Here is an 11,472-nt window from a genome sequence, read left to right on the forward strand (position 1 = left end):
CTGGTCGGGAACAGGGGTTTTAGGCAGGTTAGCCGAGTCCACGACACAAATCAAAATCGCACTTTGGAAAAGCAGTTTTTTTTACTTTCCATAAAAAATCCCAAGTCGGCAATTTATCTAAAATTGCCGACTTGGGAGATGATTTTGCGGTTAGATATCTATTCGCAAAAGCTGAGTTCACTTACAGCCGACTGTGGCTGGTAACACCCTGATTTGGGTCATAAATATGAGGAGTGGTCTCAACTCCAGGAGCGCCGGGAACACCGTAGTCAGTGCGAGCAGTATCCACGCTGGGGTAATCGTAGATACCCAAGTTCTGAATACCTCCCTTGTTGAGAATTGTTTCGGCTTTGGCGATTTCTGCTTCACTACCGTTAAGCAGTACCAGATAGTCTCCGCGAGATACTCGATCGCTGTATGCTTTAGCTTCATCTTCGGGAATTCCCAAACCAGCTAGGGCTCCGATCAAACTACCTGCTGTGGCACCCAAAGCAGTACCAGCCAATGTAGTCGCAATCGCCGTAGCTTCAGCACCCGCCAACATAATCGGTCCAATACCGGGAATGGCCAACAAGCCCAGACCTACCAACAAACCAGTCAAACCGCCCAAAGCGCCACCGGTGAGAGCGCCCTTACTAGCACCTTCATCAGCCTTATTGTCCGTGCCCTCTTTGACATCAATACCTGCAATTTCGCCCTTAGAGTCGGCATCCTTAGCGATGACCGAAACCCGATCCATATCGAAACCCGCAGCTCTAAGCTCTGTGAGCGCTTGTTCCGTCTCACGTCTGGTAGAAAATACGCCCACAGCGCGCTTGTGGCGGCCCGAAGCTTTACGGTGAGAGTCTACCGGTACATCGTAAATACCCCAATCTTGAATACCCCGGACACTGAAAATTCCTTCAGCGGTAGCAATTTCCTCATCGGTACCTTCTACCAATACCAAATATTCTCCACGGGAAATGCGATCGCTATAAATTTTAGCTTTGTCATCTGGAACTCCCAAACCTACCAAACCGCCAACTAAACCTCCAGCAGCGGCTCCAATGGCGCCTCCGACAGCAGTGTCAGCCAGCAAAGTAGCCAAAGCTCCCCCAGCCATCACAGGTCCAACTCCCGGAATCGCCAGCGCACCAATGCTTCCGAGCAAACCAATCAAACCCCCAGTCACCACTCCCGCCGTCGCCCCTGCTTTCGCGCCACCGGCCACTTGGTCATCGGTACTCTTACCCGCAGTCGCACCAGCGATTTTGCCTCCATCCAGATTTTCGCCCACTACCGACACTCTATTCATCGGAAACCCTGCACTTTGTAGTTCGAGCAGAGCGAGTTCAGTATCTCGGTAATTAGAAAATACTCCTACAGCCCGTTTGTGTTGACCTAAAGCCATTTTTTTTCTCCTTCAAAATATTGTAGTTTTAACTTGTCAACAACTACAGAATTTAATTTCTGTTTGCTGCTATCAATACATTTACTCATTTTTTACCTAGCAAATTCATCGCTCGTTGGACATAACTTGCTTCTGTATCTTCCGACCGATATTCAAGGGTTTTCCACGGAGTAAATCCATGTATCCATTAGAGATTTAAAAGTAAAGAATTTGCTCCTTTTATGCTGAGTAACCAGGATTGAAATCGACAAAAAAAGTCCCAGGAGAAGGGGACTCATAAATCTAGGGGATATTCAAGTCTGATTTGGTATTACTACTGAAGCTTATTGGGGTGTAGCCGGGGCAACAACTGCGGTAACGTTTACTGTTTTGACACCCTTAATCTGTTTAGCTAAGGGTTCAATTTTAGCTAAATCTTGTTGATTGGGAACTGTTCCTCCGATGGTAACTACCCCATCTTTGGCCTCCACAGTTAACTGACCTTTCGTAATATTGACTTCCAACTTAGAGCGCACTTCACTTTTAAGGTCGCCGTCGGCTCTAATGGCATCGCCACCTGTCACATTGTTGCGCTGTTCTCGTGCCCTAATATCAGAATTGGCTTGGGCTTTGCGAATATCGCTAGTTGCGTCGCCCTGAGTTTTTTGTACGGTCTCGGCTGCGGGAGGACTAGCTGTAGTTTGTGTGGCGGAATTAGGAGCATCAGCGCTAGTTTTTGCACCTTCACTGCAAGCTACTGCTCCAAATAACAGAATACCGCCGATCAAAAATGGTGTTAGTTTGTTCATAATATTTGAATACCCAACAGGTAAGTTTTAGGTGATAGGACTGATTGTTTGGCTTTTGTGGTTTGAATTTAAAAACCTTATTTTTAATATAAATATTTTGGTAAATAGCTACATCGCTCTACAGGTGTAACTTTGTTCTATGTCGTTAGACATAGTAAAAAAAATTCAGGGAGCCACGATGGGGATAATTTTGATAGATTTGAAGTAATTGGTCATTGGTAATTGGTAATGGGTAATGGGTAATTGGTAATTGGTAATTGGTAATTGGTAATTGGTAATTGGTAATTGGTAATTGGTAATTGGTAATTGGTAATGCCCTATACCCTCCCCCCCAGGGGGAGCTGGGGGGTTCCCCATTACCTATTACCTAGTACCCACCTAACTGAGAAAGGCTATAGATTGTTTGCTCGCCTAAAATATCCGTAAAACCTGCCCGGAATTATCTAAACTATCTCGTGACGCATTGTCCGCCCACGACTACCCGACACTGATTTCGGCTATCGTCAATCCGAGCCGAATCTAAATTCCTCGTGCGGGGGTTATAGTAATAATCTCCCTGGGGATAATCGCGAGTTGGTATGGCACAATAAGTCGTATCTCCATCATCAAACCTTACTCTCACCAGAGAACGTCTCTGGCTACAATCCACAGCCCGCAAACCCAAATCATCTCGCAAAATCCGTTCTCCGTCGTACCTGCTGTTCTTATCTCCGCGATTGTATCGCCGGTTATTGCTCCTGTTATCCCGCCAATCCCTAGCCATTCTGTCACCCTGAATTCCCGAAACTTCCAAGGTATAATCTCCGCCTCTGGTAGCATCTTTTGCTAATACTAACAGTCGATAATCGCCACTACGGGGAATCTGATAATTAAAAGAAGTCTCTTGGGTAAAAGCTACTTGTTTGTTATTCCCATAAAACAGCACCATCACAGGAGTAAAACCGCCACTTCTGTTAGTGTTTAAATAAACTTCGACATCATCGCCTTCGTTAGCAGTGAAAGTGTATTCTTGCCCGCGTAATTCTTCGGTTGGTGCTCCGGGGACCCACATATTTCGGAAGCGGTAGATGGTGGATGTGCGACGAATTACTCCGTCGATGCGATCGCCGTTGGTGATTTGTTCAGCCGCAGCACCGGAGGAAATTCCAGTCAGTGCTAATCCTGCAACTAGCACAGCGGCGGTAATATTTTTTAACAAATTGTGTGTTTTCATATTAACCTCTTTGGGTAATTTTTTAATTTTTTTTGGCTGTGTTGATACCGACATTTGCACAGATAAACGCGGTAATGGATCGTCGGTAAAAGGCTACATTTTAAATATACTTTCGCTCATCCAGTGTCAACCTCACCCAACAGGACTATTTAGCCACTGCCAACTGCGATCGCTCAGAATTTAGCACAAAGGTAGTTAATTATTTTTCATCCTATCTAAACGGTCATTTTTACCCGCAAAGGAGCATTCCCGATTCAGCATCGAGACTGGCCATAATTCCCATTGGTAAAGCAGCGTTAACTCCGTCGTGTCCAAAGGGTAAATCCGAGACAATGGGAATATTTAAGTCACCGAGGCGATCGCGCAAAACTTCTTCTACACTAAAACTGGGAATCTGCGAGTCAATCTCGCAGCGACTGAAACGTCCCAAAGCAATCCCCTGCACCCCTGTAAAAGCCCCCGCCATCCGCCACTGAGTCAACATTCGATCGATCCTGTAAGGAGCCTCTGAAACATCCTCAAATGCTAGAATCACCCCGGTTAAATCCGGTTGATAGGGGGTTCCGAGCAAATGAGTAGCCACCGTCAGATTCGCTGGAAACAGCCTCCCCGTAGCCTTTGGACCACCCCATCCCTTACCTTGTAAAGATGGTAACGGACGACCTTCTACATAATCAAAAAGACGATCGACAGACCAATCTGGTTCCAGGCCCAAAGTAGTCAGCAGTGGTCCGTGAACGCCCCAAATGCCTAGTTTATCCTGATTCCAGAGCAAAGCCGTAATATCTGAAAAGCCAATCAGCCATTTCGGAGAATGGGTATCAGGAATTGGTGATTGGGTATTTTTTGCCACTTTTCCTGTTTCCAAAAGTCTAGTGCTGCCGAAACCACCGCGCACGCATAGAATACCGCGACAATCTGGGTCCTTGAGGGCATCGGCAAGTTGTTGGAGTCTGTTTTCGTCAGAACCAGCCAAATAGCCCCAGCGATCGTCAAAACCGGGACTTAATTCAACTCTATAGCCGCGGGATTTCCAAATTTCTACACCACGTTCAAAGTTAGTTAATTCTCGCAAAGTACCACTAGGGGAAATTACTCTGAGCAAATCTCCTGGTTGTAGAAACTCTATGTTACTCATTTGTGATTGGTTATTTGTGATTTTTATATTATTCAGGATTTACAAATCCCGATGACTAAACTTTTGAGACTGATTTCCCACATAACTAGCGGCAATATGGCCATCTCCCACCACTCGATATTTGTACGTCACCAATCCTTCTAAACCAACAGGTCCGCGAGGTGGCATTTGCTGGGTGCTAATCCCCACTTCTGCGCCAAAACCGTAGCGGAAACCATCGGCAAATCGAGTGGAACAATTGTGATAAACTCCGGCCGCATCTACTCGATCTAAAAAGGTTTCGGCGGCTTCGCTATCTTCGGTGACAATTACATCTGTGTGTCGGGAACCGTAGGTATTGATGTGATTAATTGCTGCTTCCACAGAATCTACTATTTTGATAGACAAAATTAAATCGCTATATTCTGTAGACCAATCTGTTTCTGTAGCTGCGGCAATATCCAAGATTTCACGAGTTTTTTCGTCTCCCCGCAGTTCGACTTTTTTCTCCTGCAAAGCGGAGGCTACTAGGGGCAAAAAATTGGGAGCGATCGCACTGTGAACCAACATAGTTTCAATGGCATTACAAGCTGCGGGATACTGAGTTTTGGCATCGACGGCAATCGAGATTGCTTTGTGAATATCCGCGGCTTGGTCTGCATACAAATGACAAATTCCGTCGGCGTGTCCCAACACTGGAATTCTGGTATTTTCCTGCACGAACTGAACAAAAGAGTTGGAACCTCTGGGAATAATCAAATCTATATATTTATCCATTTTTAGCAATTCGATGGTTTCTTCCCGCGTGGTTAGTAACTGCACAACTTGGGGATTGACTACGGTTTCTGCTAAGGCTTGTTGAATAATTTTTGTCAGTATTTCGCAGGAACGGACTGCCTCTTTGCCACCTTTGAGAATCACGCCATTTCCTGATTTGATTGCCAAGGATACTATCTGAATTAAAGCTTCGGGACGGGCTTCAAAAATAATGCCTAAAACGCCCAAAGGACAGGTAACGCGCTTCAGAATTAATCCTGTATCCAATTCCCGGTGAATTTGCACGACACCGATCGGGTCGGGCAGTTTGGCAACGTCGCGCACACCGGCGATCGCACTTTTCAACTTCACCTCATCTAACTTCAGGCGATCGTACAACGGTTTAGCAATGCCCTCGGCTTGAGCGGCTTGGCAATCTGCCACATTTGCCGCCACAATGGAGGGCGCAGCAACTTCTAAAGCTTTAGCAATAGCTTCAATAGCTTGATTTTTGGCATCCGCGGACAAAACGGCTAACTTTCTAGCAGCTTGGCGGGTGGTTTGGGCAATTTGGGCGATCGACATAACAGTAACTTGTCAAAAAATTATTATACTCAGTTTCTATTTTAACAAAACTAGAACAAATTCTATACTTTTGTTGAGAATCTCTACCACATTCCGAAGTCACAAGCTAAAACAGTGAAGTACATACAAAGCCTGACGGACATTCCTCTTTTAAAATAACCTTTGGAGATTATTATGTCTTCTCAATCCCGCCTACACAAGACAGGAAGAGCGGCTAAAGCTGGCGTTAAGCTGGTACAAAAAACGGGAGGAAATCTCGTTTTAGCTTCCGGTGTCACCATCACCCTGCTATTAGGTATGGTGTTAGCCTTATCCTTAGCGGCAGTTTTCATTATCAATAGTCCCGATCCAGTAACCGGATTGGCGATCGCACTTCCCATTACCCTAATTTTCAACATCGCTACTTTTTTCCTCTCACCTTGGTTAATGGACTTAACCCAAAACTGGCTTTACAATACTCGCTGGGTTTCCCTAGCAGAAATTGAAGACAAAAGTCCTGAAACAGCGAAAGTTATTCATAAAGTTTGTCAGCAAAAAAAATTGAAGCAACCACGGTTAGGAATTATCGATGACCAAAACCCCACTGCTTTTACCTACGGTTCCTTTCCCAACAGCGCTCGCGTCGTCGTCAGTGAAGGTCTTTTTACCTATTTAGATGACGATGAAGTTGCCACTGTTTACGCCCACGAACTAGGTCACATCGTCCACTGGGATTTTGCAGTCATGACTTTAGCTTCGACTTTAGTGCAGATTACTTATTTAATTTACACTACTGCTCACAGGCTCGGCAATAGGGGTGGGGAAAAAGTGAAAGATGCAGCCAGTTCCGTTGCCGCTGTGGCTTATTTGTTTTACATTATCGGCACTTATTTGTTACTATACTTGTCGCGCACCAGGGAATATTTTGCTGACCATTTTGCTGCTGAAACTACTGGCAACCCCAATGCTTTGTCCCGCGCTTTAGTCAAAATTGCTTACGGGATTTTGGAAGAAGGACAAAGGGCAACAGAACCCAGCCGCTTATTAGAAGGAACTCGCGCTTTAGGCATTTACGATGCCAAAGCTGCCACATCTACAGGCACTGCTTACCGGATTTCTTCGGAACCTGAAAAGATCGGGCGAGTATTTTTGTGGGATATGTTTAATCCTTGGGCTTGGTGGATGGAGTTGAATTCGACTCACCCGCTGACTGGTAAACGAGTTCGCGCTTTGAGCACTTATGCGGAACAATTAGGCTTAGATATTGAGTTTGATATGGGGATGATTGTCGGCGAAGGTCGCAATTTAAGCAAGGGGAAATTGTACGGCAATTTTGTGTTGGATTTGCTGCTTTACAGTGCAGAAATTGTCGGTTTGTCTGTGGGTTTTGCGATCGGAATTTCCCTGTCGGCTGCCAATCCGATGATGATGATTGCCTGTCCTTTAATCGGTTTGGGTACTGGGATTTTGCTGAAGAGTTTGGTGATGTTCCCGACATACAACCAAGCAGAGAGTTTGGATGTTTTAACCTTAATGTCTGATCCCTATGCTAGTCCTTTGCGGGGTCAACCTGCGAAACTTCAGGGCGAATTAATTGGTCGTGGTGATGCTGGTTATACTTTCGGTTCTGATTTGAAATTACAAGATAGAACCGGGATGATTTATCTGCGTTATGCTTCTCGTTTTGGCCCGATTGGTAATTTTCTGTTTGGGATGAAACGGGTGAAAAGTTTGATTGGGATGGATGTTCAGGCTTTGGGTTGGTTCCGGCGCGGTGTCGCACCTTGGATGGATTTAATTCAGCTTGAAAGCGATAGCGGTACGACGGTTAATAGTTATCATCGCTTCTGGTCTTTGGTATTGGCGATTGGGGCGATCGCGATCGGTATTGCATCGCTATTTCTGTGATTTCTTTTCTGTTAGCACCCCGACTTATGCAAAAAGTCGAGGTGCTGGTATTTGGCTTTTTTAGTTTAGTTGCTCATGAATGGTTTCTCAAAGATTATATGAAAAATATAAGCACTCAAGAGGCATAGTGGCAATCCTAATACTGAAAGTAGGATCGAATTGACTAACGGTGTTCGGATTACATCTTTGAGAGCGAATTGAAGCAGGGCCATTGCTATCGTATGTACTAGGTACAGGCTATAAGAAAAAGACCCTAATTTAACTAGCCATCGCCCTTCTAATATCTGCAAAATACCTGTAAAAGAATTTTTTAGTCCATCAGACAAAAACCGCGTGCAGGAAATAATTAACCCCGTAGCTACTACACCCAATAAAATATCGTCAAAAATGATGTTTACTTGGACCAGATCGAAGGCATTGGCAACGACTAAGCTAATCCAAATTCCACCTAATAGGCTCGTCACTAAATCCCAAGGAAATCTTTCTTTCAAATTTACTAAGGATTGCTTTTTAGAAAATCCGATAGTGGCCCCAATCATTCCTAGTGTAAATAGGATTATGTACCACCAATGGGCGATGCGAAAACCAATTATAGCACCAAATATACTCGCCACAACTAACACAGGTATGAGGCCAAAGCGTCGCCATACAGGTAGTAGTAAAAATGCAAACACGAAATAGATTTGCCATTCTAGTGCTACACTCCACATGGGGGGATTGATCAGGAAGACCCATTCACCCTTGAGGTTATGAAGCAGCAATAAGTGTGATAATATGCCACCTAGAGTGAAAGCAGGTTGTCCAGAATTCCAATGCCATCCTGTAGCAGACATTAAAGTTGCTGGTACTAGAGCTGACAATAGCAAGGAAAAGAAAAGGGCTGCGTAATAAGGAGGTAAAATTCTGCGGGCCCGTCGCTGGATATAATTAACAACTCCACCTCGCAGTTTACCATCGCTAGATTTAGCAACAGGTAACATTAAACAATAGCCAGAAAGCACAATGAAGATGGCAACACTGGATGCTCCATGTGACATGAAAACTTCTATTATTGAGTTCAACAAGTAAGGTAATTGTATTATTCCTGATTGGGTGTTAATGACATCAAGATAAATGTGAAACAAGACCACGTATAGAGCTGCCATCCCCCGCATTCCATCTAAATATTCAAGGCGAATTCTTGTTGATTTGGGGGGATTTAAGGGCTCTGTGGAGGATTGAGATAATTCAATGCTAGACATGAAACTCCGTAATATTATTCAGAGAAAGTACGATCGCTAGGGGAAGGGGGGTCGATTTTTTTGACAACTCTCGCAGGTATTCCCGCCACAATACTATAAGGCTCTACGTCTTTATTCACTAGGGAACCAGCAGCTACTACTGAATGCTCTCCTATGATACAAGGACCAATCACCGTCACATTACTAGCCAGCCAAGCTCCTTCTTTGATGATCACGTCTCTACCAAAGCCTGGAACAGTGATTTGTCTTTCACGACCAAACTTGTTATAATCGTGGGTTCCTGTTAAAACTGAAACATTCAGTCCAAAAAATACATATTCTCCTATTTTGATGTCACCGGAGATTGTATTAAAAGTAGCATTGTTAATCACCGCAGTTTCTGCTATTTGCAAACGGTCTTCATTCCCGTAAAGCAAGTATTTGAATAGAAAACGGGTTTCCATATATCTGTCGATCGCCAAATTTCCTATTCTGGAAAATAACTTGTCGTAAATTTTAATTACCAGCAGCTTAATTTTTTTTTTGATCATTGCCAAACTCCTTATTTACTCTTAGATTTATCCCAAAAAAACGAGTTTTTGGTTGGCTCGATGCCAAACCAAAGCAAAATTTGGGGGAAGTCTCACCACATTTACACTTATTTCAAATTCTAGTTCAAAGTGGGGGAATAATCTCTAATTTATGATTATTTCAAATTGTACTTGCAGCGGGGGGAATAATTTTTAAACCGTAGTTTGGGGCCGCGGCCAAAATTTTTTCGACATCAGGGGGGGAAAGGGGAGGTGGTAGCACCGACTGTTGTGTCGCCATCGTACCTACTTCGATAAAAAATTTCTCTAATCCTGCTGGTGTCACCCAACACAGCATTTTTGCGGGAAGGGAGCCGATATTTGTAAATCTGTGAAGTTGTCCTTTGGGAGAATGAAGGAAAGTTCCAGCACTGGCGACGATTATTTCTCGATCGAGTTCAAACTCAAACTCTCCCTCTTGAATTTGACACTCCGCTGGCGTGAACGCGCAGGGATTCTTTAATCTACGAGCCAACTTGCTGATGCAGGATTTCTCCAGCAAAAGTAGAGGTCAATTCTCCTAAAGCGTTGCTTGCATCTAATGCAAAGGTTTCGGTATGCCCTACCGTACCCAATCCTCGATTCAGGATGTTTCTAGCTGCGTTAAAATCTCTATCAAGCGTACAACCACACTTGCAAACGTGAGTTCTGGTAGATAGTGTTTTCTTGACAATTTCACCGCAACTAGAGCATTCTTGGCTGGTGTATTGGGGATTCACCGCAACCGTTACTCTCTGAAATACTTTGCCAAAGTATTCAATCCAGATACGGAAATGATACCAAGAAGCATCGTTAATAGACTTAGCCAGACAAGGATTTTTCACCATGTTTTTGATTCTCAAATCTTCGTAGACGACTACATCGTTTGATGAGATTACGCACCTTGCTAATTTCACAGCATGGTCTTTGCGCTGTCTACTTATTTTGAGATGGCGTTTACTTAGAACCAGCCTAGCCTTGCCTCTGTTGTTTGAAGGTTTAACTTTTCTGGATACGCGACGTTGAGCGCGTTTGAGGACTTTTTCACCTTTTCTCAGAAACCTCGGATTTTCAACCGTATTTCCGTTCGAGTCAGTGTAGTATTCTTTCAATCCTACGTCTAATCCGATCGTAGTACCCGAAGGCTCTGTGTTTTCCAAACGGTCAACGTCAACGCAAAACTGAACATACACACCGTCTGCACGTTTTACCAATCTCACCCGTTTAATTTGGCTAATTTGGTAAAAGTGTAAGTCGCGCGTTCCTTTTAGTTTGAGTTTCCCAATTCCTTTTTTGTCGGTAAATTTGATTGATTTACGATCTAGGGCCAATTTCCATCCAGTTGATTTATACTCAACTGAGCGACAATATTTCTGGAATTGGGGATATCCCTTTTTGCCAGGAGTTCCCTTTTTGCAGTTATCGTAGAATCGGGAGATAGCAGACCATGCTCGTTCGGCACTAGCTTGTCTTGCTTGAGAGTTGAGTTCGTCAGCGAACGAAAAGTCGCGAGCCAATACAGCGCAGTATTTGTTCAAGTCGTACTTGTTAACTTTTGGGTTGTCAATCCAATAGCGCAAACAGCTATTTCTGACAAATTTTGCTGTACGAATTGCTTCATCTACTGCTGAGAACTGACTCTGATTTCCGTAGGTTTTGAATTCAAAGACTAGCATTGCTTTACCTCCTGCTTTAGGCTAACTTACTCAGTTTAAAATAGCTCGCAAGTTCAACAAATTTTTACAATTAAAGCCGTCCTAAAAGGACGGGGTTTTCAACCCTGTTTTCTGATAAATCTCCGAGTACCCAGTAGGATGCACCTTGACCTTGTGTCTTAAATATGCCGTCTGTTTTGACTGTCATAGACCCACCTTTCTTGGAATTAACGGGCGTTAGCTATGGGCAATTCGTTACCAGGGATTGAGGATGGGAAGTATGAGGTATAGC

General features: G+C 44.1%; 10 protein-coding genes. 1 reads left to right on the plus strand and 9 read right to left on the minus strand.

Annotated features, from left to right (window positions below):
* Positions 1-181 precede the first annotated feature (181 nt).
* The 5 genes from AAFP14_RS07780 to AAFP14_RS07800 all read right to left on the minus strand — a co-directional run bounded on the left by AAFP14_RS07780 (position 182) and on the right by AAFP14_RS07800 (position 5,849).
* Entirely contained in the window at positions 182-1,390 is a 1,209-nt protein-coding gene (locus tag AAFP14_RS07780; protein WP_341731715.1) for a general stress protein, read from the minus strand.
* 323 nt (positions 1,391-1,713) lie between these two features.
* Positions 1,714-2,178 carry a BON domain-containing protein gene (locus AAFP14_RS07785; protein ID WP_341731716.1) on the minus strand — a complete coding sequence of 155 codons (465 nt, stop codon included), beginning with the start codon at positions 2,176-2,178 and terminating at the stop codon, positions 1,714-1,716.
* Positions 2,179-2,626: 448 nt separating this feature from the next.
* The gene (locus tag AAFP14_RS07790) at positions 2,627-3,391 is read right to left on the minus strand and encodes a hypothetical protein (protein WP_341731717.1); all 765 of its coding nucleotides are present in this window, start codon (positions 3,389-3,391) and stop codon (positions 2,627-2,629) included.
* A gap of 229 nt (positions 3,392-3,620) precedes the next feature.
* Positions 3,621-4,529: a S66 peptidase family protein gene (locus AAFP14_RS07795; protein WP_341731718.1), complete on the minus strand. Its 909-nt coding sequence runs from the start codon at positions 4,527-4,529 to the stop codon at positions 3,621-3,623.
* Between the two features lie 39 nt (positions 4,530-4,568).
* Positions 4,569-5,849, minus strand: coding sequence for a glutamate-5-semialdehyde dehydrogenase (locus tag AAFP14_RS07800; protein ID WP_341731719.1), 1,281 nt, complete (start codon positions 5,847-5,849; stop codon positions 4,569-4,571).
* A gap of 174 nt (positions 5,850-6,023) precedes the next feature.
* Between AAFP14_RS07800 and AAFP14_RS07805 the strand changes: the two genes are divergently transcribed.
* Positions 6,024-7,736, plus strand: coding sequence for a zinc metalloprotease HtpX (locus AAFP14_RS07805; protein ID WP_341731720.1), 1,713 nt, complete (start codon positions 6,024-6,026; stop codon positions 7,734-7,736).
* A 65-nt stretch (positions 7,737-7,801) separates the two neighbouring features.
* Here AAFP14_RS07805 and AAFP14_RS07810 read toward each other — a convergent pair whose 3' ends face one another.
* The 4 genes from AAFP14_RS07810 to AAFP14_RS07825 all read right to left on the minus strand — a co-directional run bounded on the left by AAFP14_RS07810 (position 7,802) and on the right by AAFP14_RS07825 (position 11,201).
* The gene (locus AAFP14_RS07810) at positions 7,802-8,977 is read right to left on the minus strand and encodes an acyltransferase family protein (RefSeq protein WP_341731721.1); all 1,176 of its coding nucleotides are present in this window, start codon (positions 8,975-8,977) and stop codon (positions 7,802-7,804) included.
* 14 nt (positions 8,978-8,991) lie between these two features.
* Complete coding sequence (locus AAFP14_RS07815) at positions 8,992-9,507, minus strand: acyltransferase (protein ID WP_341731722.1); 516 nt, start codon at positions 9,505-9,507, stop codon at positions 8,992-8,994.
* Positions 9,508-9,667: 160 nt separating this feature from the next.
* Positions 9,668-10,021, minus strand: coding sequence for a cupin domain-containing protein (locus tag AAFP14_RS07820; RefSeq protein WP_341731723.1), 354 nt, complete (start codon positions 10,019-10,021; stop codon positions 9,668-9,670).
* A complete protein-coding gene (locus tag AAFP14_RS07825) occupies positions 10,011-11,201 on the minus strand; it encodes an RNA-guided endonuclease InsQ/TnpB family protein (protein ID WP_341731724.1) in 1,191 nt (396 codons plus the stop codon). Before AAFP14_RS07825 ends, AAFP14_RS07820 begins: the two co-directional genes overlap by 11 nt.
* Positions 11,202-11,472: the final 271 nt, after the last annotated feature.

This window comes from Microcoleus sp. EPA2, from assembly GCA_020882975.1.
Lineage (GTDB): Bacteria > Cyanobacteriota > Cyanobacteriia > Cyanobacteriales > Microcoleaceae > Microcoleus.

Bases quoted from the DNA above. Each gene is read 5' to 3' on its own strand.
- AAFP14_RS07800 (WP_341731719.1), bottom strand. From the start codon at position 5,849: ATGTCGATCGCCCAAATTGCCCAAACCACCCGCCAAGCTGCTAGAAAG.
- AAFP14_RS07805 (WP_341731720.1), top strand. From the start codon at position 6,024: ATGTCTTCTCAATCCCGCCTACACAAGACAGGAAGAGCGGCTAAAGCT.
- AAFP14_RS07785 (WP_341731716.1), bottom strand. From the start codon at position 2,178: ATGAACAAACTAACACCATTTTTGATCGGCGGTATTCTGTTATTTGGA.
- AAFP14_RS07795 (WP_341731718.1), bottom strand. From the start codon at position 4,529: ATGAGTAACATAGAGTTTCTACAACCAGGAGATTTGCTCAGAGTAATT.
- AAFP14_RS07815 (WP_341731722.1), bottom strand. From the start codon at position 9,507: ATGATCAAAAAAAAAATTAAGCTGCTGGTAATTAAAATTTACGACAAG.
- AAFP14_RS07825 (WP_341731724.1), bottom strand. From the start codon at position 11,201: ATGCTAGTCTTTGAATTCAAAACCTACGGAAATCAGAGTCAGTTCTCA.
- AAFP14_RS07790 (WP_341731717.1), bottom strand. From the start codon at position 3,391: ATGAAAACACACAATTTGTTAAAAAATATTACCGCCGCTGTGCTAGTT.
- AAFP14_RS07780 (WP_341731715.1), bottom strand. From the start codon at position 1,390: ATGGCTTTAGGTCAACACAAACGGGCTGTAGGAGTATTTTCTAATTAC.
- AAFP14_RS07810 (WP_341731721.1), bottom strand. From the start codon at position 8,977: ATGTCTAGCATTGAATTATCTCAATCCTCCACAGAGCCCTTAAATCCC.